This is a genomic window from Bacillus hominis (assembly GCF_030348325.1).
Taxonomy (GTDB): Bacteria; Bacillota; Bacilli; order Bacillales; family Bacillaceae_G; genus Bacillus_A; species Bacillus_A hominis.
Genome location: NZ_JAUCFS010000005.1, coordinates 685,159 through 707,500 on the forward strand (window position 1 = coordinate 685,159; position 22,342 = coordinate 707,500).

At 36.7% G+C, this 22,342-nt stretch carries 21 protein-coding genes (1 of these 21 cut by a window edge); 12 read left to right on the forward strand and 9 right to left on the reverse strand.

What is annotated here, in order from left to right:
* Positions 1-62: 62 nt before the first annotated feature.
* From qoxD to QUF93_RS05910, 5 genes are all read right to left on the reverse strand, one after another.
* Positions 63-374, reverse strand: coding sequence for a cytochrome aa3 quinol oxidase subunit IV (gene qoxD, locus QUF93_RS05890; protein WP_289358135.1), 312 nt, complete (start codon positions 372-374; stop codon positions 63-65).
* Complete coding sequence (qoxC, locus tag QUF93_RS05895) at positions 375-977, reverse strand: cytochrome aa3 quinol oxidase subunit III (RefSeq protein WP_000729310.1); 603 nt, start codon at positions 975-977, stop codon at positions 375-377.
* Between the two features lie 13 nt (positions 978-990).
* Positions 991-2,925 carry a cytochrome aa3 quinol oxidase subunit I gene (qoxB, locus tag QUF93_RS05900; protein ID WP_289358136.1) on the reverse strand — a complete coding sequence of 645 codons (1,935 nt, stop codon included), beginning with the start codon at positions 2,923-2,925 and terminating at the stop codon, positions 991-993.
* Positions 2,926-2,958: 33 nt separating this feature from the next.
* Positions 2,959-3,834, reverse strand: a complete 876-nt coding sequence (locus QUF93_RS05905; RefSeq protein ID WP_144506811.1) for a cytochrome aa3 quinol oxidase subunit II — start codon at positions 3,832-3,834, stop codon at positions 2,959-2,961.
* A 282-nt stretch (positions 3,835-4,116) separates the two neighbouring features.
* Entirely contained in the window at positions 4,117-5,532 is a 1,416-nt protein-coding gene (locus tag QUF93_RS05910) for an amino acid permease (RefSeq protein ID WP_289375232.1), read from the reverse strand.
* Between the two features lie 384 nt (positions 5,533-5,916).
* On the opposite strand from QUF93_RS05910, the gene QUF93_RS05915 reads away from it, so the two are divergent.
* From QUF93_RS05915 to QUF93_RS05950, 8 genes are all read left to right on the forward strand, one after another.
* Positions 5,917-6,627 (forward strand): C39 family peptidase, encoded by a 711-nt coding sequence (locus tag QUF93_RS05915; RefSeq protein ID WP_289358137.1) that lies wholly within the window; start codon positions 5,917-5,919, stop codon positions 6,625-6,627.
* A 131-nt stretch (positions 6,628-6,758) separates the two neighbouring features.
* Entirely contained in the window at positions 6,759-7,934 is a 1,176-nt protein-coding gene (locus QUF93_RS05920) for an amidohydrolase (protein WP_289358138.1), read from the forward strand.
* Between the two features lies 1 nt (position 7,935).
* Positions 7,936-8,133 (forward strand): DUF3311 domain-containing protein, encoded by a 198-nt coding sequence (locus QUF93_RS05925; RefSeq protein WP_289358139.1) that lies wholly within the window; start codon positions 7,936-7,938, stop codon positions 8,131-8,133.
* Positions 8,130-9,602: a sodium:solute symporter family protein gene (locus tag QUF93_RS05930; protein ID WP_289358140.1), complete on the forward strand. Its 1,473-nt coding sequence runs from the start codon at positions 8,130-8,132 to the stop codon at positions 9,600-9,602. Before QUF93_RS05925 ends, QUF93_RS05930 begins: the two co-directional genes overlap by 4 nt.
* A 101-nt stretch (positions 9,603-9,703) precedes the next feature.
* On the forward strand, positions 9,704-11,182 hold the full coding sequence (gene gerLA, locus QUF93_RS05935) for a spore germination protein GerLA (protein WP_289358141.1): 1,479 nt from the start codon (positions 9,704-9,706) through the stop codon (positions 11,180-11,182).
* Positions 11,183-12,307 (forward strand): endospore germination permease, encoded by a 1,125-nt coding sequence (locus QUF93_RS05940; protein WP_289358142.1) that lies wholly within the window; start codon positions 11,183-11,185, stop codon positions 12,305-12,307.
* Entirely contained in the window at positions 12,291-13,457 is a 1,167-nt protein-coding gene (locus QUF93_RS05945) for a Ger(x)C family spore germination protein (RefSeq protein WP_289358143.1), read from the forward strand. Before QUF93_RS05940 ends, QUF93_RS05945 begins: the two co-directional genes overlap by 17 nt.
* 23 nt (positions 13,458-13,480) lie before the next feature.
* Positions 13,481-13,606: a hypothetical protein gene (locus tag QUF93_RS05950; RefSeq protein WP_289375984.1), complete on the forward strand. Its 126-nt coding sequence runs from the start codon at positions 13,481-13,483 to the stop codon at positions 13,604-13,606.
* Between the two features lie 65 nt (positions 13,607-13,671).
* Here the strand turns inward: QUF93_RS05950 and QUF93_RS05955 are convergent, their stop codons facing one another.
* From QUF93_RS05955 to QUF93_RS05965, 3 genes are read right to left on the reverse strand one after another with little or no spacing between them, the layout of a single operon-like run.
* Complete coding sequence (locus tag QUF93_RS05955) at positions 13,672-15,072, reverse strand: nucleoside recognition domain-containing protein (RefSeq protein ID WP_289358144.1); 1,401 nt, start codon at positions 15,070-15,072, stop codon at positions 13,672-13,674.
* On the reverse strand, positions 15,050-15,772 hold the full coding sequence (locus tag QUF93_RS05960; RefSeq protein WP_002116285.1) for a FeoB small GTPase domain-containing protein: 723 nt from the start codon (positions 15,770-15,772) through the stop codon (positions 15,050-15,052). The genes QUF93_RS05955 and QUF93_RS05960 overlap by 23 nt, the downstream gene beginning before the upstream one ends.
* On the reverse strand, positions 15,769-16,026 hold the full coding sequence (locus QUF93_RS05965; protein WP_002116286.1) for a FeoA family protein: 258 nt from the start codon (positions 16,024-16,026) through the stop codon (positions 15,769-15,771). Before QUF93_RS05965 ends, QUF93_RS05960 begins: the two co-directional genes overlap by 4 nt.
* A gap of 509 nt (positions 16,027-16,535) precedes the next feature.
* Between QUF93_RS05965 and QUF93_RS05970 the strand changes: the two genes are divergently transcribed.
* The 4 genes from QUF93_RS05970 (at position 16,536) to QUF93_RS05985 (ending at position 19,998) form a co-directional block, all read left to right on the forward strand.
* The gene (locus tag QUF93_RS05970; RefSeq protein ID WP_002116287.1) at positions 16,536-17,435 is read left to right on the forward strand and encodes a phosphate ABC transporter substrate-binding protein PstS family protein; all 900 of its coding nucleotides are present in this window, start codon (positions 16,536-16,538) and stop codon (positions 17,433-17,435) included.
* 71 nt (positions 17,436-17,506) lie between these two features.
* Entirely contained in the window at positions 17,507-18,397 is an 891-nt protein-coding gene (gene pstC, locus QUF93_RS05975; RefSeq protein ID WP_133059296.1) for a phosphate ABC transporter permease subunit PstC, read from the forward strand.
* A gap of 2 nt (positions 18,398-18,399) precedes the next feature.
* Positions 18,400-19,320 (forward strand): phosphate ABC transporter permease PstA, encoded by a 921-nt coding sequence (gene pstA / locus QUF93_RS05980; RefSeq protein WP_289358145.1) that lies wholly within the window; start codon positions 18,400-18,402, stop codon positions 19,318-19,320.
* 114 nt (positions 19,321-19,434) lie between these two features.
* Positions 19,435-19,998, forward strand: coding sequence for a P-loop nucleotide/nucleoside kinase family protein (locus QUF93_RS05985; RefSeq protein WP_289358146.1), 564 nt, complete (start codon positions 19,435-19,437; stop codon positions 19,996-19,998).
* A gap of 193 nt (positions 19,999-20,191) precedes the next feature.
* Here QUF93_RS05985 and QUF93_RS05990 read toward each other — a convergent pair whose 3' ends face one another.
* Positions 20,192-22,342: the 3' portion of an efflux RND transporter permease subunit gene (locus QUF93_RS05990; RefSeq protein WP_289358147.1), read on the reverse strand. The gene runs 894 nt beyond the window's last position; only the last 2,151 of its 3,045 coding nucleotides appear in the window; its start codon lies off the right edge, out of view; its stop codon occupies positions 20,192-20,194.

Sequence of the window (22,342 nt, forward strand, 5' to 3'; positions counted from 1 at the left end):
TGCTCGTTAATGCGGGATAAAAAAAGACTGCTGAGGAATCTCAGCAGTCTTTTTCATGCAAATTACATTGAGAAGAAAATCCATACAGTAAGACCAACTGTTGCAATTGCAACGAAGAAACTGTATATCATTGTAAGGATTTGAATGCTTCCTTCTCCTTCTTTTAAATGCATGAACATAATTAATTGTAATAACGCTTGAGCAACAGCCATTATGATAATAGTTGTTAAAATCGTTGAAAGTGGCAGGGTTGTATAAAGTGCCACATATAAAGCTAGAAACGTTAGTGCAAGCGATAAAATAAATCCAAAAACGTGTGACCATGGGAATCCGCTATGCGCATGCCCATTTGCTTGATTGTTATTTTGACCCATTTACGCCACCATCCCGTTCAAGTAAACTAGTGTGTAAATAAAGACCCAAACAAGATCAAGGAAATGCCAGTATAAGCTGATAATAAATACTTTACGAGCTGTAACTGGTGTTAAACCTCGTTTTAAAATCTGGATAATAACACAAGTTGCCCAAATGATACCACCTGTTACGTGGGCACCATGCGTTCCAAGAAGAACGAAGAATGCAGATAGGAAAGCACTTGTTTGAATCGTTGCGCCTTCACCAACGTATAAAATGAATTCTTCAATCTCGAAGAATAGGAAGCCTGCACCTAAAAGTAAAGTTAGGATAAACCAAGCTAACATCCCTTTTTGATTGTGTTTACGCATTTCATGAATTGCGATACCACATGTGAAACTACTTGTTAAAAGTAGTAGTGTTTGAATTAAAAGCGTTTTAAGTTCAAACAGTTGCGCTGGTGTTGGGCCATCTGCCGTACGACCAGCAAGGACTAGATAAGAGGCGAAAAGTGTTGCGAACAGCATAATTTCAGCCCCAAGAAAAATCCAGAATCCTAGGATATTCAATCTGCTTTGCTCGGATTGATATTCCAAAGGTAAGCTTTTATCTAAAGCCGCCATGTCATTTCACCTCTCATGCTATATGTTCTGTTTCTTTAATTTCATCAACACTTACGTAGTAACCATCGTCATAATCGAATGAACGATAGATTAAGCAACCTAAAATACCAACTCCGCCGATTGCTGCAAGCCAGAACCAACTAAATACTAATGCAAAACCTGCAAGACCGAAGAATAAAGACGCAATAATAGGCACGCCAGAGTTACTTGGCATGTGAATTGGTTTTATTTCTTCTGCAGCTGGTGTAACTGTTTCTCCGCGTTTTTTCATGAACCAGAAAGCATCAGCTTCTTTAATTTCAGGAAGTTTCGCGAAGTTGTAATGTTGTACAGGAGATTGAGTTGCCCATTCAAGTGTACGGCCGTCCCATGGATCTCCAGTTGTGTCACGCTCACCGTGACGTGCACTCCAAATTACGTTATAGCAAAGGATTAGGAAGCCAATACCCATCATTACAGCACCAACAGATGCGATTTGGTTTAGCCAGCCCCATCCAAGACTTTCAGAGTAAGTGTACATACGACGAGTCATACCGTCTAAACCTAAGAAGTACATTGGGAAGAAACAGATGTTAAATCCGCTCATAAAGATCCAGAATGTCCATTTACCTAGGCGTTCATTTAACATATGACCTGTCATTTTTGGATACCAGTATGTGAATCCAGCAAGCATAGCGAATACTGTACCTGCGATTAATACGTAGTGGAAGTGAGCAATTAGGAAGTAGCTGTTATGGTATTGATAATCAGCTGCTGCCATTCCAAGCATAACCCCTGTAACTCCACCAACTACGAAGTTTGGAATAAATGCCAATGACCAAAGCATTGGAACTGTAAAACGAATACGTCCTTTATACAGTGTAAACAACCAGTTAAAGATCTTAACACCGGTTGGAATCGAAATCGCCATTGTCGAAATCGAGAAGAATGAGTTAACCGCTGGACCTGCACCCATAGTGAAGAAATGGTGAAGCCATACGACGAAACTTAGTAAAGAAATTGCAACCATCGAGTACACCATCGCACTGTAACCGAATAGACGTTTACGTGAGAATGTACTAATGATTTCAGAGAAAATACCGAATGCCGGTAAAATAACGATATATACTTCAGGGTGACCCCATACCCAGAATAGGTTGGCCCATAACATCGGCATACCGCCGCTCGCCATCGTAAAGAAGTGAGCATCGAATAGACGGTCAAATGTCATTAATGCAAGAGCAACTGTTAATACTGGGAAAGCGAAAATAATGATAATTGTTGTAATTAAGATTGACCAAGTAAACATTGGCATTCTCATTAATGTCATACCAGGTGTACGCATTTTTAAGATAGTAACAAGGAAGTTAATACCGGTCATTAGCGTACCGAGACCTGAAATCTGTAATGCAATTGCGTAGTAGTTATTTCCTACACCAGAAGTAAACTCTGTACCTGCCATTGGGAAGTAAGAAGTCCACCCAGCGTCTGGAGAACCACCGATTACGAAAGCGATGTTGAATAACATTGCTCCGACAAAGAATAACCAGAAACTTAAAGCATTTAAGAACGGATATGCAACGTCACGAGCACCAATTTGTAATGGTACTACAAGGTTCATTAATCCCATAACGAATGGCATTGCCATGAAAAGAATCATTACTGTACCATGTGTTGTAAAGATTCCGTTATAGTGTTCAGCGTTTAAATAAGTTGTTTCTGGGAATGTTAACTGTGCACGGATCATTAAACCATCCATACCACCACGGAATAACATTATAACCGCAGAAATAATATACATGGCTCCGATTTTTTTATGGTCAACAGTTGTCAACCATTCGTCCCAAAGCCACTTCCATTTTTTATACTTTGTTAGTACGAAAATGATTGCTAATGTCACAAGAACGATAGAAGCGTCTGCACCGTAAATTATCGGGTCACCTGTGACAAAGAATTCATCAAGCTTCACTGTGTTCACTCCAATCTGTTGGAATAATAGCTATTATTTTTTATTTTTGTAGTAGTTGTAATCACAATATTCAAGTGATTTTGGATCTACATAACTTAAGTGATGACTAGAGAATGTCATACGACCAACTACACCAGGTTTAACAATTTCGTTGTACTTATCTTCTGTTAGTTTAGGAGCAGTTTCTTGTACTTCTTTTACCCACTTGTCATACTTTTCTTTTGTTTTTGCTTCAACTTCGAACTCCATATGAGTGAATCCTTCACCAGAGAAGTTCGCACTACGGCCTAGGTAAGAACCAGGCTTATCAGCTTGTAAATATAAATCCATAATCATGCCATCCATAGTGTACTTCATACCACCAAGTTCTGGAACCCAGAATGCATTCATTGGACCTACAGAAGTAAGCTTAAATTGAATTGGTACACCAGCTGGGATGTTTAAATAGTTAACGGTTTCAATTTTTTCCTCCGGGTAACTAAATAACCATTTCCAGTTCGCAGATGTAACATAAATTTCAACTGGTTTAATATGTTTGGACTCTTGCGGAACCTCTTCCGAAGCATAAGTTGCCTTAACTGTTGGAATCGATAATGCGATAACGATAATAACAGGAATAACCGTCCAAATGATTTCTAATAATGTGTTACCGTGTTGATCAGGTGGCTCATAGTCCATATTCTCTGGTTTTTCACGATAACGAATCAAGATGACTGTAAACAAGATGAATACAATTGCGATAATTAATGACATAAGCAAGAATGACCAAACAATTAAATCATACTGTGCCTTTGCAACGGGTCCTTGCGGATTTAATACTGCGAGTTTCTTATCACAGCCACCGAGGAACAGAAGTAATGATAACGGAAGAAGCGAAGCTAACTTCCAAAATGCTTTCTTTAGTTGCACGATTGAAAATCTCCTTTCTCCTTGGATTGAAACTATGCCAATAAAACAATATAAACCTATTAATTTATAGAAGGCAATAGTTTTTGTCATATTGTTAAAAAATAGACACAAATGCACACTTTTTAAGGTGAATATCATTTGTAACTTGATAACATTGTAAACTATTTTCCAGAGAAAAACGTGATTGTGGAAATTTTAAGATAAATAAAGTTATACCAACATATCCAAGAAATAGAAAAAAGCTATCTTATCATAAGAAAGATAGCTGAATATTTTGTATATTTAGTTTATTTCCTGAGTTATATTTCGTTGCTGTTCAAATTGGACAACTTTTTTATATTTAACTTGGTATAAAATGTAGCAAATAATCATAAATGGAATCCCGCAATAAAGAGCAATTCTCTGATCTGGAATGAAAGCTAAACTAATAAATGTAATGAAATTGAGTGAGAAAGCTACGATTGGAACTATTGGATAAAGTGGTGTATGATATTTTAAATCATTTATGTTGCCGCCATTTTTCACGAAGTTTCTACGGAAGAAAAACTGTGAAGCTGCGATCGACATCCAAACGACAACAGCCGCCATAGCTGCAATCGATGTTAAAATTAAAAAGACAGTATCTGCCGCGAATATACTTGTTAATAAAGAAAGGCTTGCAAAAATTAGGCTGAAAATTAATGCGTTTAGCGGTACACCTTTTTTAGTTAGTTTTGTAAAAGCTGGACTTGCCATTCCTTGTTTTGCCATCGCCCAAAGCATACGAGAATTTGCGTATAGACCAGAGTTAGCTACGGATAATACAGCTGTAATAATAACAAAGTTCATAATGTCCGCTGCATATGGAATACCAGCCATATCAAACACAAGTACAAATGGACTTTCAACTAGATTAGCCTCTTGCCATGGGAGTAAACCTACAACAACTGAGATTGCTAAGACGAAAAAGAATAGAGTACGCCAAATTGTGTTTTTTATAGCTTTCGGAATCGTTTTTTCAGGGTTCTCGCTTTCCCCTGAAGCAATTCCGATAAGTTCTGTTCCTTGGAATGAGTAATTTACAGTAATCATTGTAAGAAGAACTGCTAGTGCACCGTTTGGAAATAAGCCGCCATTTTCAGTGAAATTGTGGAGCATTGGTGCTGGCTTTCCATTAAAGTCGAGAAAACCAAACATAACTGCGCCTCCAAGTACGATAAAGATAACAATCGTTGCAACCTTTACGCTGGCGAACCAAAATTCAGTCTCTGCATATGCTTTTGCTGATAGAGCGTTTACAAGAAAGAGTGCTGCTGCAAATGTAACACACCAAATCCATGAAGAAACATCTGGGAACCAACGCTTCATTAAAATACTAACTGTTGTTAGTTCAACTCCTACTGTAACAGCCCAATTTAGCCAATACATCCAACCGACAACAAATCCAAAACCAGGTGAAATAAATTTGCTTGCGTAACTTTGGAATGAACCTGCTTCTGGCATGGCTACAGATAATTCACCGAGACATAACATTGTTAAGTACATAACGAAACCGCCGACTAAAAATGCAAGAATAGCTCCACCTGGTCCTGCGTTATGAACGATTTGTCCTGATCCCATAAATAATCCTGTTCCAATGACTCCACCAAGTGCAATCATGAATAGATGTCTACTTTTCATTGTTCGTTTTAAATCTGTTTGTTCTACTTGTTGATTCATATGCCCCTCACCCCGTATTTTTTTGTATGTGTTAACTTGATTTTATTCTGGTTTTTTAATCATTAGTGGGGGATGAAAAACATACTCGGTTTATTTTGTTGTGAACTGAGTATGTAAAAGAAAAACTAACTATGACTAAATACCTTAGAATGTTTATTAACCTAGTGAAGGAAATGTAATTCTTTCACCATGTTAATAATTTTGATTTTAGCAAAATATTCTGAAAAAGTATATTGTTTTTTCTTTTTATTAAAAATAATTAGAATTTTAAAATGATATTTGTGAATAATAATTCACAGAATCTTTCTAGCAAACTAGTAAGAAGAAAGGTACAATGATAAGAGTTGTGTCTGTAAAATAATAATTAATGGAGTTTTGTTTATAATGAAAAAGCTAAAATATCTTTTTGTTTTTGGAATTATATTAGCTGCCGCGTTTTTTATAGGGAAAGATAAAATTATACAAAAGGCGCAAGTGCTACGCTTAGATTTTCTACCTGAAATGAAAGAAGCGGCTATGATTGAAGATGTTCCATTTATAAAACAATTACCAGAATTACCTCGTGGATGTGAAGTGACAAGTTTAGCAATGCTACTGCAACATAAAGGTGTACAAGTAGATAAGATGCAACTTGCTAGCGAAATTCATCGTGTTCCATTTGAACAAAATGGTTTGCATGGAAATCCTTACGAGGGATTCGTTGGAAATATTTATACGAAAGCCGAGCGAGGATACGGTGTATATAATCAACCGATTTTTAATTTAGCAGAAAAGTATGTTTCTGAAAAAGTAATTAATTTAACGGGCAGAGACGTGCAAGATCTATATAAAGTAATTAGTTCTGGTTCTCCGGTATGGGTAATTATTAATACAACGTTTAAACCATTAGCCGAAAGTAGTTTTGAAACATGGAATACGAGTTCAGGTGAAGTGAAAATTACATATTTTGAGCATAGTGTAGTAGTGGTTGGATACGATCAAAACTTTGTATATGTAAATGATCCTCTAAAAAATAATCCACGTTTCGCTGTTCCGCGAGCAGAATTTGAGCGAGCTTGGGAGCAAATGGGAAAACAAGCTATTACTATTTTATAAAAGTGAAAAGTCATCTTGAGGATGGCTTTTCACTTTTATTTTGTTAAGATAGAAAATTCAGAATATTCTTTTAAAAGTTAACAATTCACGTTATAATGACATTTAACTTGGTGAAGAAGGGGAGTAGAAAAATGGATGTCGCAAAGGAACTTGTTTTGTTAAAAAATCAGTTGATTGAGTGGAGAAGGCACTTTCATAAATATCCTGAGTTATCTTTTCAAGAAGAAAAAACATCTCAATTTGTATTCGACATACTTCGGAAAATCCCATATTTAGAGGTATCAAAGCCTACTAAATATAGTGTAATGGCAAGACTAATCGGTAAACAACCGGGTAAAACAATTGCGGTTCGAGCTGATATGGACGCTCTTCCTATTCATGAAGAAAATGATTTTGATTTTATTTCTACATATTCAGGTGTGATGCATGCCTGTGGTCACGATGGGCATATGGCGATATTACTTGGGGTTCTACATAAGTTAGTAGAAGAAAGAGAAAAAGTTAAAGGAGAAATTCGCTTTTTATTTCAGCATGCAGAAGAAAATTTCCCTGGCGGTGCAGAAGAAATGGTCGCGGCAGGTGTAATGGAAGGTGTGGATTATATTATTGGTGCTCATCTTTGGGCCTCATTAGAAGTTGGGAAAATAGGTGTAATTTATGGTCCGGCGATGGCGGCGCCGGACGTTTTTAAAATTACGATAGAGGGAAAAGGTGGGCATGCTGGAATTCCGCACGAAACAGTTGATAGTATCGCCATTGGTGCGCAAGTAGTTTCGCAAATCCAGCAAATTGTATCTCGCCTCACGAACCCGTTAGATTCTCTCGTAGTATCTGTTACGCAATTTCATTCTGGGACAACCCATAATGTTATCCCGGAACAAGCGGAGATTGAGGGGACAGTGAGAAGTTTAAGGCATGAATTAAGAGAAGAAACAAAGAAGAAGCTTGAAAGGATTGTAAAACATATTACAGAATCCTACGGTGCTAAGTATACATTTTCTTATGAATATGGATATCGACCAGTTGTGAACGATTATGAAGTTACAGAGCTTATCGAACATACGGCATTACAGCTTTATGGAAGAGAAAGGGTTGTTCGTTTGCAGCCAACGATGGCTGGAGAAGATTTTTCAGCATTTTTACAAAAGGCACCAGGGACGTTCTTTTTTATAGGGGCAGGAAATGAAGAGAAGGGAATTATATATCCGCATCATCACCCTCGTTTTACAATTGACGAAGACGCATTACCAATTGGAGTGGAAGTCTTTGTATCATCCATTATGAATTTTATAAGTAAAGGAGAATGAGATGAAGAAAATACAAGTGCTAGCACTTATTCCAGTTCTTTGTTTAGTAGTTGGACCAGTATTTGCAAATTCGGTCACTCCTTACGTATTGGGGATGCCATTTCTATTATTTTGGATATTATTATCAGTGCTCATTACGTCTCTTTGTATGGGGCTTGTGTACGTATTCGATCCTGCTAATAAGGGGGATGTAAAATGACAGCATTACTTATTATTATTTTATTCTTATTTCTAGCACTATTTTTAGGAATTCGAGCACAACATGGAAAAGATATGAATTTAGAGCAATGGTCAGTTGGAGGAAGAGGATTTGGAACTATTTTCGTTTTTCTCCTTATGGCAGGCGAAATTTATACGACATTCACATTTTTAGGTGGAAGTGGTTGGGCGTATAGTAAAGGAGCTCCTACTTTTTATATTTTAGGATATGGTGCATTAGCCTATATTTTATCGTACTTCTTATTGCCTCCAATTTGGAAATATGCAAAAGAACATAACCTTGTTTCACAGCCGGATTTTTTTGCAAAGAAATATAGAAGTAAAGCGCTTGGATTGATTGTTTCGATTGTTGGTGTTGTTTCCATCATCCCATATCTCGTTTTACAGCTAAAGGGGTTAGGGATCATCGTTTCCGAAGCTTCTTATGGAAGAGTGTCACCTGTTATTGCGGTATGGATTGGTGCTATTGTTATAACTATATATGTAATGGTTTCAGGTATACATGGTTCGGCTTGGACAGCTGCTTTGAAGGATATTATGATACTATTTATCGTTATGTTTTTAGGTATATATTTACCGTATCATTATTATGGGGGATTGCAGCCGATGTTCGAAGCTGTAGAAGCTGCGAAACCAGGATTTTTATCTTTACCTGAAGAAGGAATGAGTATTTCTTGGTTTGTTTCTACTATTATATTAACGGCCCTTGGTTTCTATATGTGGCCCCATACATTTGCTTCGGCTTTCTCTGCAAAAAATGAAAAAGTATTTAGGAAAAACGCGGCGATTATGCCTCTTTATTCTTTGGTTTTGCTTTTCGTATTCTTTGCAGGTTTTGCTGCTATCCTGCAAGTTCCAGGATTAAAGGGAGCGAATGTAGATCTTTCATTATTTCGCCTTGCTTTACAAACCTTTGATCCTTGGTTTATTGGAATTATTGGAAGTGCGGGGGTATTAACGGCATTAGTTCCAGCATCCATGCTTGTTATGGCTGCTTCGACATTGTTAGCAAAAAATATTTACCGAACGATGGCTCCATCTGCTTCAGATAGGCAAGTGGCTAAAGCGGCAAAATTATTTGTGCCTGTAGTAACGCTTGTAGCCGTTTTGTTTACCTTCAAAGGAGGAGAAACGATAGGTGCGCTTCTTCTAATGGGATACAGTATCGTTACGCAGCTTTTCCCTGCGCTTGTATGTAGTTTGTTTCCTCGCCAAATTATTACGAAGCAAGGAGCGATTGCAGGAATGGGGATTGGGTTGTTAGTTGTCGCATATATCACTTTAACAGGTTCTACTTTAGCTACAATGTTTCCGAGTTTCCCGCAGTATATAAAAGATTTGAATGTAGGTATAGTCGCATTGTTAATTAATATGATTGTGATGTTTGTAGTTAGTGGATTCACGAAAAGTGTATCTATAAAGGCAGACAATATAATAGTAGAAAAGTAATCAGTATGTTAGGGCTATCTTTGAAAAGAGATAGCTCTTTTTTGTATATATTTCCTTCTATTAGCGGAATCTAACTAAAAACTTGTTGAAAAGGAAGCTAGGTGGGGAATTTGTTAGAGTTAAAAGGTAACTTGTTTGAAGTTATGAAAGAAATTAGGGATGAGTTAGGTTCGCCTAATGATTTAACAATTAGAGAAGTTGCTCTTGCTGATAGTTTTACACGCTGCGCTGTCATTTTTTTATGTGGGTTAACAGATAAGGATAATGTTTATAAATATGTAGTTCGTACACTTCAATATGAAGAAATAGAAAAAGAAGCAGCTGTTGTCCAAACGTTATTAGATCGTTTTATTTCTATCGCAGAAGTCGGTATGAAGACAACGTTTCCAGATATTATAAATGCAATTCTAGCGGGAGACACAGTTATATTAATTGATAATATTCAAACGGCTATTGTTGTTAACAGTAGGGCTTGGGAGAAAAGAAGTCTAGAACCTCCAGTGACAGAAGATTTAATTCGTGGACCGAGAGTTGGATTAAATGAAGATATTAATGTGAATAAAATGCTAATTCGCCGAGGTTTACGTGATCCGAAGCTACGATTTCAATCTTATATTATGGGGAAGCGATCACAGAAAGAAGTAACCCTAGTATATATAGAAGATATTATTAATCCTTATATTGTAAAAGAACTAGATCGGCGTCTTCAATCAATAGTGACAGATGTTATTTTTGAGACGGGTACGATTGAACAATTAATTCAAGACAATAATTTATCGCCGTTTCCGCAGTTTTTGAACACAGAAAGGCCTGACAATATTGTGGCCTCATTAGCGAAAGGAAAGGCGGCTATTTTAGTAGACGGATCACCGTTTGCTCTTATTGCACCACTCGTATTTGTTGATATTTTTCAATCTGTAGAAGATCATTACGAGCGCTGGTTGATTGGGACGTTATTGAGAATTTTACGAATGATTTCTGGCATAATGGCAGTTTTGTTGCCAGCAACATATGTAGCGCTCGTTTCATATCACCAAGGGCTTATTCCGTCTAAATTGGCCTATTCAATTGCCGGAGCAAGAGAAGGTGTTCCGTTTCCAGCGTATATTGAAACGTTAATGATGGCATTAACGATGGAGTTAATACGAGAGGCTGGAATTAGATTGCCAAAGCCGATGGGGCAAACGATTGGGATTGTAGGTGGTCTTGTAATTGGAGAAGCGGCGGTGAACGCAGGGATTGTAAATCCATTTTTAGTTATCATTATTGCGGTTACGGCTATTGCTACCTTTTCGCTCCCTGTATATAGCATTACGATTACGTTTCGGATTTTACTTTTCGTCTTTGTATTAGCGGCGACTGCTTTTGGTTTGTATGGAATCATTTTAGCTCTTATTGCACTTGCGGTTCATATTACGAATTTGAAGAGTGTTGGTGTTCCGTATACAACGCCTATTGCTCCTGCATTTTATAAAGATTGGAAAGAAGAACTTATTCGTGTGCCAAAATCGATGTTGAAAGAGAGACCGGAATATTTACAAACGAAAGACTCTACATTACGTCCAAAGGAGCGAGAATGATTGAAACCATTTGAGTATGGCGATGAAGAGATTGGATCTCGGGAACTTGGGTTTGCGGTATCGTCGACCATTATTGGTATAGGTGCATTGTCTATGCCAAGGGATATTGCCAACCAAACTTTATTTTCGGACGGTTGGATTATTTTGCTTTTGGGTGGATTGATATGTGCAGTTTTAGGTTGGTTTGTAACGAGGGTGGCTATTTTATTCCCAAAACAAAACTTTGTTCAATATACAAGTACACATTTGACGAAGCCTGTTGCATACACAATTAGTAGCATTTTAGTATTAACGTTTGCTGCTTTGACAGCATATGAATCGCGAATGATTGCAATTATTTCACAAACGTATTTATTTAGTGATACGCCGATACAGCTACTGTCTTTCTTCTTCTTATTAGTTGTTATCTATGGAATAGCAGGATCGAGAGCAGCTTTATTAAGGTTAAATGTTATGTTCTTACCTATTGTTTTAATTGCGATAGTGCTTCTTTCTTTATTGAATGTGAACTTAATGGAAATAGATAATTTACTACCGGCTTTTCAAACGAATGTCAGTCAGTATGCTGTAGGAGTTAAGAATTCTATTTTTACATTCATCGGATTTGAGGTAGCTCTGTTTTATGCTGTGATGTTGAACGATAAGACAGTGAAAAAAGCGCCAATGGCAGTTGCAAAAGCGGTGATAGTAAACGTTTTGTCATACATTTTAATTTATGTAACTTGTATTAGTGTTTTTTCGTATATGACAACACGTGGATTGACATTTCCAACAATTGAACTAGGGAAAGAAATTGAAATTGGTGGAGGATTTTTAGAGAGATTTGATGCGATTTTTTTTACTACTTGGATTATTACTATTTATAACACTACAGCAATGTATTATGACGTCGCATCTTTATTGTTTTGTGCTATGTTTCCAAAAGTGAAGAAACATGTATTTATTTTTGTGAGTGCTCCTATTATTTTTATGGTGAATATGATACCTGGCAATTCGAATGATTTATCAAATTATGGGACTTATTTAGCTTGGATAGATATGGGGTTTGTTGTGTTAGCACCTTTGCTAGTTTTTATTGTATATAAAATAAAAAGAAGGAATGGTGGAAATGAAACACCTTCTTAAAATTATAATAATTATGTTTTTAGCTGGATCTATTAGTGGGTGCTCTGAGCTGGAGGAGATAGAAGAAAGGGGATTTGTAGTAGGGGCGGCTTACGATATCGTGAAGGAAAAACAATCGAATCCAATTATGAAAGGGACGTATCAGATGGTGCTCCCAAGTAAATTGTCGCAACAAGGTGGACAAGGGGATGGAGATAGCGAAAATTATATTAATGTTAGTGCGAAAGCAGATAGTGTCTTTGAGCAAATACGAATTATCGCTAAAAAAATTAGTCGCTCATTATTCTTTCCGCATATACAAGTGATAATTTTTTCTAAAGATTTACTAGCGAATCCATATGTTTTACAAAATACGTTAGATGTATATATTCGCGATCATGAAATGAGAAGAAATATTCGTTTGTTCGTTTCTAAGAAAAATGCAGAAGCTATTTTAAAGCAGAGTGCCAAGCCTGAAAATTTGCCGGCGCAGTATATCGATATGTTAGCTGAACACCCTCCGAAAAATGCCCAAATGATTGAGGCTGCAAGAATTGGTGAAGTACAGGAAAAGATGATTTCTAACCAGAGTTTCGTATTACCTATTCTCGAACTAACAAAACAAGGGGTACAAATGAACGGAGCGGCGTTGTTTCGCGGGAAGGATAATAAGTGTGTAGGCATTTTGAATGGAGAACAAACATTAGGAATGAATTATATAATAGGTAAAAAAATTGGAGGTTTTTTTACTATCCGCAAAAAAGACCAGCTTATTACATATGAAATTCATAAGATGCACCGAAAGATTAAAGTATCTACGGAAAATGCTACAAAACCGAAGTTTGATATTCATTTATCTTTGGAAGGGACATTAGCCGAGTTGCATTTTAGTGATCATAAACAAATTATGAGTGAAAATCGATTAAAGAAAAACATCGCGGAGGAAATGGAGAAACGCATCCAAAAATCGATTAAGCTTGTTCAAAAAAAATATAAGGTAGATGTATTAGCATTAGGGGAAGTATATGAGCGACATAATTATAAAGAGTGGAAAAAGATAAGTAAGAATTGGGATCAAGGTGAAAATTACTTTAGTAATGCTGAAATTACTGTTCATGTTCATCCAACGATTGCACATTCAGGTTCAGCTTTACCGAAGAGAGTGAAATAAGGTGATGGAAGTTGTTTACTGGATTGGGAATTAGTTGCACGATATTAATGGCGGTTCTTCCAGGGACTATATATTTGATTCATAAAAAAATTACAACGTATGGTGCCCAGCCGTGGAAAGAAGAGGCGCAAAAAAAGAAACCTGAATAAATTTTAGGTTTCTTTTGTGCACAAAGTATAGTTGAAGGGGGATTCCTTCTATGTATACTTTGCTTTTATACAAGACCTAACCAATGTACCAATTGTGTAGAGAGGAATGTAACAACAATGGCAATAACAGTAGGGATTGCGAACGATAAGAATGTCCATTTTGCACTTTTTGTTTCTTTATATATGTTAACCAATGTTGTGCCGCATGGGAAATGAAGCAGTGAGAACAACATTGTGTTTAACGCAGTTAACCAAGTCCAACTGTGTTCTAAGAATAGATTTTTAATTTGATTAAAATCGTCTATTTCAGTTAAAGCACCAGTTGATAAGTAGGACATTAATAAAATTGGAATAACAATTTCATTAGCTGGTAACCCGAGAATAAACGCTGCTAGAATGAAACCGTCAAGGCCTAACATTTTAGCGAATGGATCTAGGAAGTTTACAAAATGCATAAGTAAGCTTGTGTCACCTACAAAAATATTAGCGAGTATCCAAGTTAATGCAGCGGCAGGCGCAGCTACAATTACAGCTCGTTTTAAAACATATATGGATTTATCGAGCGTTGAACGCACAATTGTATTCCAAATTTTAGGCTTTCGGTATGGTGGTAACTCTAACGTATAGTGAGTTGGAACACCTTTTAGGGCAGTTTTTGATAAAACCCAAGAAACGGTTAAAGTTACAATAACGCCAATTACAACCATTCCAACTACAACGCCGGCAGTAACAAGTGTTTGCATGCTGCCTGTATATCCAGCAGCCATAAATAATGAGGCCATTAAGATTAATGTAGGCCAGCGTCCATTACATGGGACGAAGTTGTTTGTTAAAATAGCAAGCATACGCTCACGTGGTGATTCAATAATACGTGTTGACATAATAGCGGCAGCGTTACATCCAAACCCCATTGCCATCGTTAAAGATTGTTTCCCATGCGCGCCAGAGCGTTTAAATAAACGATCCATGTTAAACGCGACACGTGGTAAGTATCCGTAGTTTTCTAATAGAGCAAACATTGGGAAGAAGATTGCCATAGGTGGTAACATAACACTAATAACGGCTCCAGTACCACGGAATAAACCGAGTATTAAAATACCATGTAGCCATTCTGGTGCGTGCATCGCTTGGAACCAAGATGTTAAGTATCCTTCAGCCCAGCCGAAAAACTCCGCAATCATATCAGATGGTACGTTAGCACCTGCAATTGTAAGATAAAAAATAATAGATAAAATGCCGAGCATAATAGGGAATCCCCAAATAGGAGATGTGAAAATTTTATCTAGTTTTTCTGAGCGATATAATTTATTGGTATTTGTATATTGAACAGCTTCTTTACATATATTTGCGGAGGTTCGATAAATATCTCCGACAATATCATCTCGTATGTCTTCCTTTGAAAGTGTTTGTGCATGTTGAACAATATAGTCCAGTGGAAGAGCTTTACTGGCTGAGTGAGATTCCATTTATTATGACCTCCCTTACAAGTGGTTCGTTATGATGTTTTTGAAGTGCTGTTAAGAAATTTTTATCTCCATCTAATATACGTAGTGCAATCCAACGTGCTGGATACGTATCTCCGAACACTTTATAAATTTGTGGTTCTAATTGTTGAATCATATTTTCAATTTTTTCATTATAAGTAATTTTAATTGGTGTCGGAATGAGTTTTTTTGTTGCTACTTTAGTAATGACACTTAGTAAATGTCCGATGCCAACTCGGTTTCGAGCTGAAATTTTAACTACCGGTACACCGAGTGATTTTGCTAATTTCTTTTCATCAATAACGATACCTTTTTTCTCAGCTTCATCAATTAAGTTAATACAAATAACTACATCAGTTGTCATTTCCATCACTTGGAGTGCTAAATTTAAATTTCTTTCCATTGCAGTTGCATCTATAACAACTACAGTTACTTCTGGTTTTTCAAATATAATATAATCTCTTGCCACTTCTTCATCTGCCGAATTTGAATAAAGTGAGTAAGTTCCAGGTAAATCTATTATTGTATATATATTTCCGCTATGCTTATATTCCCCTTCAGCCTTTAAAACAGTTTTCCCCGTCCAGTTTCCAGTATGTTGTTTTAAGCCTGTTAAAGTATTAAATAATGTACTTTTCCCGGTATTCGGGTTACCAGCTAACGCAATGCGATGGTTACTCATCTGAAATCATCTCCTATTAATATCCCGAAAATAAGGGAGCTTTCTTCACTTCGCAGTGCAATAGTTGTGTTGCTTACTTGATAAGCGACCGGATCTCCAAGTGGACTGCGTTGTAATACTTTAATTGTCGCCCCAGGGATAAAGCCTAAATCTAATAAACGTCGTTTCATAGTTCCTTCTAATTGTATCTTCTCAATCTGTACAAACTCTCCTGTTTTAAATGCGGAAAGTGGTTTTGTATTAGCCGATACCATAAAAGTTACCTCGTCTCTATATTTTTAGTTTGAGTTTAAAAAGTTTCCTTAGGTAAACTTTTTGCTACTAATATAGTAGACTACATTGAATGATGCTGTCAATTAGTACTTTAAAAATATTCATTTATTTTTAGAATTGTTCCAATTTATTTAGTTGTACCGAAAAATATTACTGAAATTCTTCTTAATGTAAATAAAGTAAGAGTGTAAAAGTTAAAAAATATAGTGGGTTTGTAAATATAGTTTTAACTAAAAGGGCAAAATAAAGAAAAATATTTACATTGGGTTTACATTGTTAAGAATAAATTTACAATACTGCGTGGTTAGTGTGGGTTTTGTTGGCTTTTTTAACTGTAAATGTTGGGATATCTAGCTTTTGCGGGATGTTATCTCTATTTACTTAAACTTAAAGATTGCTTAACACTCACATAATATTGTTGTCCTACAATGAATTTGTGTTCGAAAGAAGATGAATTCGAAAAGCGATAATCCAAATGGGGGTACAAGACATGGTTATGAAAAAGGGTATTAAATTTTCTTTAGCGGCTTTAGTTGTTGCAGGTGCATTAGTTGGATGTGGAAAAGCAGAAAGTACGGATAATAAGGAAGCTGCTAAAGGTAGCGATGCAAAACAAGAATTATCAGGTACGATTGCAGCGGCTGGCTCTACAGCTCTTCAACCTCTTGCGGAGGAAGCTGGAAAGAAATTCATGGAGAAAAATTCGAAAGTTTCTATTCAAGTTCAAGGTGGCGGTAGTGGAACTGGGATTAACCAAGTAGCATCTGGTGCAGTACAAATTGGTAATTCGGATGTGCCGGCTGCAGATAAAATAAAAGATGCTGAAAAAGCAAAAGAATTAGTAGATAACAAGGTAGCGGGTATCGCATTCGCACTTGTCGTAAATAAAGATGTAAAAGTCGATAACTTAACAATGAAACAAGTACAAGATATCTTCACTGGAAAAGTAACGAACTGGAAGGAGTTAGGCGGAAAAGATGAAAAAATCAACGTAATTAACCGTCCAGCTTCATCTGGTACACGTGCTACATTTGAAAAAACGATTATGAAAGATGCAAAAATTAATGATGGAACTGGTACAACACAAGATTCTAACGGTGCAGTAGAACAAGCGATTAACTCTACTCCAGGTTCAATTAGTTATTTAGCAATGTCTTACATGGTTGGCGATAAAAAAGGTGCTTTGCAAACTGTGAAAATTGATGGTGCTGAACCGAAAGTTGAGAACATTTCTGCTGGTAAATATCCATTCTGGTCTTACGAGTACATGGTAACTAAAGGTGAGGCAAAAGAAGCGACAAAAGCTTATATTGACTATGTAAAAGGTAAAGATTTCGAAAAACAAGTAGAAGATATGGGTTACATTCCAATGTCTAAATTAAATAAATAATAAAATTTTATGGGGCTGGCTGCAAGGCCAGTCCTGTTCATTTCAATCTATGAAGTGGGGTCTGTCCTGTGATGAAGGGGAAAAAACAAATTAATTATGTGAAGAGTGAATATATAGGAAGATCACTCGTTACATTTTGTGGTATCTTTATTGTTTTTGTTACATTAGCTATTATTGCGTTTATTTGTGGAAAAGGAATTCAATCTTTCACGCAAAGTGGCATCTCATTTACTGAGGTGTTAACATCGACAAAGTGGAGCCCGAATGCTGATCAAGGTACGTATGGTGCTGTAATCTTTATTGTCGGTTCGACGCTTGTGTCGTTAGGTGCTGTTGTCATTAGTGCACCAATTGCTATAGCTCTTGCTATATTCATGAATTTAATTTCGCCGAAGTTTGGGAATAAAGTATTAAAGCCTGTTTTAGAATTATTAGTTGGTATTCCATCAGTTGTATACGGATTATTAGGGGTTACGATCTTGGTTCCTCTATTACGTGATTCGTTCGGTGGAGTGGGCTTTAGTTTAATTGCGGGTATTATTGTCCTGAGTATTATGATTTTACCTACTATTGCTAGTATTGCCTCTGATGCAATACGCTCTGTTCCGTTTGATTACTTGGAAGCTTCTTACGGTCTAGGATCGACGAAATGGCAAGCGATTAGCCGAGTTATTGTTCCTGCTGCAAAACAAGGGATTTTAACAGGTATAGTTTTAGGGTTAGCGCGTGCTTTTGGTGAAGCGTTAGCGGTTCAAATGGTAATCGGGAACACGATTAAATTACCGGAAGGAATATATAGTCCAACAGCAACGTTAACGGGTATTCTGACAATGGATATGACGAATACATTGAACGGAACAGCTTGGAACAATGCGCTATGGACGTTAGCAATGATTTTACTTGTTATTTCATTCCTGTTTATTTTAGTAATTCGAGCGATTGGTCAAAGAGGTGAGCGATAATAATGAATGCAAGAACGGTAAATAAAGTTTGGACAGGTATCTTTTATGCGGTTGCAGCTTTAGTTGTAGCTTTGCTGGCTTTTTTAATGTACGAAATTTTACAAAAGGGATGGGGATTTTGGGATCCTAGTTTCTTATTCGGAGAACCGAGTAATACAAGAGCTGGTGGTGGCATTGGTCCACAGTTATTCAATTCTTTCTACATGCTTGTTATAACGCTTATTATATCTATTCCTCTTGGATTAGGTGCTGGAATATATTTAGCGGAGTATGCAAAACAAGGTCGTTTTTTAAGTTTTGTTCGTTTATGTATTGAAACAATGGCGTCTTTACCTTCTATTGTTGTTGGACTATTTGGCTTATTAGTATTTGTTACAATGACAGGCTGGGGATATACAGTAATGGGTGGAGCTCTTGCTTTAACTATTTTGAATTTACCTGGTTTAACACGTGTTTGTGAAAATGCGATTTCTGAAGTTCCTCATAATGTAAAAGAGGCGAGTCTTGGATTAGGTGCAACGAGGTGGCAAACAATTGTCCGTATTATTATCCCATCGTCGTTACCACAAATCATTACAGGGATTATTTTAGCGGCAGGGCGTATATTCGGTGAAGCTGCGGCGTTAATTTATACGGCAGGTTTAACATCCCCGATTTTAAATTCAGCAGCGGACTTCTCAAGTCCAGCTCATCCATTAAATCCATTCAGACCAGCTGAAACGTTAGCTGTTCACATTTGGAAATTAAACTCTGAAGGGATTATCCCAGATGCGAAGTTAATTGCAACGAAATCTGCAGCTGTATTAATTATTATGGTTTTATTATTCAATATCATTTCACGCTTTGTAGCATCTGTATTACACAAGCGTTTTACGGGATCGAAAAAAAGTCGTAAAACGACGAAGAAGGTAAAAGTGGCATAAATTGAAGGTGAAAACTCTCTGTTTATAAACAGGGAGTTTTTTTACGGTCATTTTGTTGTTGGCAGGAAAAGAAGAAGAGTGACCGAATAGGTAACTTGATATATAGAAATTCGGATGAAAATAGGGGGGGGTTTGGAAGTATTTTTTCTGCAAATGTCGGGGTTTCCTGGAACTGGGAAATCGACACTTTCTAAGTATATCGCTAAATTAACAAGTGCTGTTATTGTAGATCATGACGTCGTGAAATCAGCTTTATTAAAATCATTAAAGGAAAAAGGTGTTGAACCAACAGTGGTTGGGGGAATCTCCTATGATATTGAGTGGGAACTGATCGGTTCTTTGTTGGAGCAAAAGCACAGTGTGATATTAGATAGTCCGTGTCTCTACGAAGGGATGGTTAAAAAAGGAATAGATTTATGTCAGAAACATGGTGCTACATATAAATATATTGAATGTTATCTTAATAATATAGAAGAAATTAATCGTAGGTTACAAACGCGTGAACGTAAGATCAGTCAAATTACAAAAGTAGAATCAGAAGTAGCATTTCAAAAATGTCTGGCTGGCAGTAAAAGGCCTTTACATGGTGAATATCTTATTGTGGATTCTGGAGAGCCGCTAGAGAAGTATGGTAAAAAAGTGATGGATTATATTTATCCCGCTATTTGTGGGAAGTAAAACTCCCACCTCAAAATTCAGCTGGAGCAAAGGAGTTAGATGGGAGCTAAACTGCCCGTAAACGCCCGATTGGTGCGGGCTAATAATCAGTGGGGGATGGACAAAATCCCCCACTGATTAAAGTTTCACTTTATGGATAGGTAGAGGGATACAAAAGGCGTTATCTTCAATTATGAAGATAACGCCTTTTGGTTTAAATATCAGGTGTTTCTGTTGAAGTACTTATTTTTCTGCGGGAGCGTCTTTTTCTCCCGATTTTATCTAATAGTTCATACATAACAGGAACAACTACTAATGTAAGGACGGTTGAAACGGCCAAGCCACCAATTACAACGACAGCTAGACTTTTTGATACCATACTTCCTGCTTGAGATTGACCGAATAGGAGTGGTAGCATAGCGACGATTGTTGTTATAGCTGTCATAATAATTGGGCGTAATCTAGTAGATCCTGCTTCTAGTAAGGCTTCTCTTGTTTCCATACCGTTTTCTCGATTTTGTTGAACTCTTTCTATTAATACAATAGCATTTGTAACGACAATCCCGATTAACATTAATGCGCCGATCAATGAATTTACATCAACAGGTGTTCTTGAGATGATTAATCCTAAAATACCACCGACAGCAGCTAATGGTAAGGAGAATAAAATTGCGAAAGGAGCACGTGCTTGCCCGAATGTGATAACCATAATTAAATATACAATCCCAATTGCAATCCCCATAATTTTAAATAAATCAGCGAAGTTCTCTTGCATAGACTCGGTAGCACCTGCGATGTTTACTTTTGCTCCGTTAGGTAAATCTAAGTCGGCTATAGCCTTGTTTACTTCTGCGCTTACTTTACTTAAATCTTCACTTGAAGCTTCTGCAGTAATTTGTATCGTTTCTTTCCCATCTTTATGGAAGATTTCTGTTTGAAGTTGCTTTTCTGAAATAGTTGCAATGTCTTTTAAAGGAATTGGTCCGTTAATAGGTGATAGTATATTTGTGTTTAAAATATCTTCTTGTTTGCTAATGGATGCCTTTTTATGTTCTATCATAATAGTTGTTTTTTCATTATTGATTGAGATTTCCCCAATAGGAGATTTCTTCATAAGGAATGATACTTGTTGTGCTGCTAATTCTGGTGTTAAACCGAGTTGTTCCGCTTTTATTTGATCGATATGAATTTGCCATTCTTTTTTAGAGTCTTCTATATTTGTTTTTACTTTAGAGAGAGCGTCCATACTTTTTAGTTTTGTTTCGACGATGTTAGCGGCCTTTTTTAAATTTATTTCGTTAGTAGCGGTTACGTTAAATTGTAAGTTGTTTCCGCCTCCGGAGTCAGAGTAACTAGTTTTTATATAATCAAGTTCAGCTGGTTCAAAAGCAGTATGCTCTTTTTTTAATTCTTTAATATATTGGTCGATATCAGATCCTTTTTTAAAGACTACAAATATAGTTGCAAGATTATTTTTAGTCGTTTGCCCCCATTGTGCATCTTCTGCGCTTGATCCCATTCGTAAAATAACATCTGTGACATCAGAATTAGAGAGTAGTTTCTTCTCAAAATCAAAGGCTTTTTGTTTTTGAGATTCAGAATCATAATCGGCTGGAAATGTCATATTAACGGATAGCATTGTATCGTCCTCGGACTTTATGTTCGCTTTCGGCAGTAATATGTAGGCTGCAATGGATCCTGCAAACAATAAAAAAGAAGTGAGTAGAATGATAAACTTATGAGAAAGAGCCCACTTTAATGTAGCGACATATCGCGGTGAAGAATGAGAATTGCGACGTTTTGTTTTTTTGAGCAGCAAAAAGGCCATAAGTGGAACAACTGTTAACGCAACGATTAAAGAAGAAAGGATGGAATATACAACTGCTAATACCATAGGTAACATTAGTTTTCCGATTACTCCCGATACGAGACCGATAGGTAAAAAAACGGCGACTGTTGTTAAAGTAGAAGAGGTAATTGCGACTGCGACCTCTTTCGTTGCTTCAAGAATAATATTTTTAGAGAAGGTTTCTTTTTGTAAACGACGGAAAATGTTCTCGATTACAACGATACTATCATCGACGAGACGTCCCACGGCAACGGCTAAGCCACCAAGAGTTAGAATGTTAAGTGTGATGTTAGATTGATGGAGTAAAAATAGTGTTAATAAAATAGATAATGGAATACTAACGACAGCGATGAGTGTTGTTCGGAAGCTGCGTAAAAAGATTAAGATAATGAGAGTTGCAGCAATTGCCCCTAGAATTACTTCTTTGCCCATACTAGTAACGGCATTTTCAACTTGCTCATGAGTTGAAGCTAGAAGTTTAATAGAAAACTGATCTTTATATTGCTTGCTTATATC

Bases quoted from the DNA above. Each gene is read 5' to 3' on its own strand.
- QUF93_RS05925 (WP_289358139.1), top strand. From the start codon at position 7,936: ATGAAGAAAATACAAGTGCTAGCACTTATTCCAGTTCTTTGTTTAGTA.
- qoxC (WP_000729310.1), bottom strand. From the start codon at position 977: ATGGCGGCTTTAGATAAAAGCTTACCTTTGGAATATCAATCCGAGCAA.
- QUF93_RS05970 (WP_002116287.1), top strand. From the start codon at position 16,536: ATGGTTATGAAAAAGGGTATTAAATTTTCTTTAGCGGCTTTAGTTGTT.
- QUF93_RS05945 (WP_289358143.1), top strand. From the start codon at position 12,291: ATGAAACACCTTCTTAAAATTATAATAATTATGTTTTTAGCTGGATCT.
- QUF93_RS05955 (WP_289358144.1), bottom strand. From the start codon at position 15,072: ATGGAATCTCACTCAGCCAGTAAAGCTCTTCCACTGGACTATATTGTT.
- QUF93_RS05930 (WP_289358140.1), top strand. From the start codon at position 8,130: ATGACAGCATTACTTATTATTATTTTATTCTTATTTCTAGCACTATTT.
- QUF93_RS05915 (WP_289358137.1), top strand. From the start codon at position 5,917: ATGAAAAAGCTAAAATATCTTTTTGTTTTTGGAATTATATTAGCTGCC.
- QUF93_RS05910 (WP_289375232.1), bottom strand. From the start codon at position 5,532: ATGAATCAACAAGTAGAACAAACAGATTTAAAACGAACAATGAAAAGT.
- QUF93_RS05965 (WP_002116286.1), bottom strand. From the start codon at position 16,026: ATGGTATCGGCTAATACAAAACCACTTTCCGCATTTAAAACAGGAGAG.
- qoxD (WP_289358135.1), bottom strand. From the start codon at position 374: ATGGGTCAAAATAACAATCAAGCAAATGGGCATGCGCATAGCGGATTC.
- QUF93_RS05960 (WP_002116285.1), bottom strand. From the start codon at position 15,772: ATGAGTAACCATCGCATTGCGTTAGCTGGTAACCCGAATACCGGGAAA.
- pstC (WP_133059296.1), top strand. From the start codon at position 17,507: ATGAAGGGGAAAAAACAAATTAATTATGTGAAGAGTGAATATATAGGA.
- QUF93_RS05920 (WP_289358138.1), top strand. From the start codon at position 6,759: ATGGATGTCGCAAAGGAACTTGTTTTGTTAAAAAATCAGTTGATTGAG.
- QUF93_RS05985 (WP_289358146.1), top strand. From the start codon at position 19,435: ATGAAAATAGGGGGGGGTTTGGAAGTATTTTTTCTGCAAATGTCGGGG.
- pstA (WP_289358145.1), top strand. From the start codon at position 18,400: ATGAATGCAAGAACGGTAAATAAAGTTTGGACAGGTATCTTTTATGCG.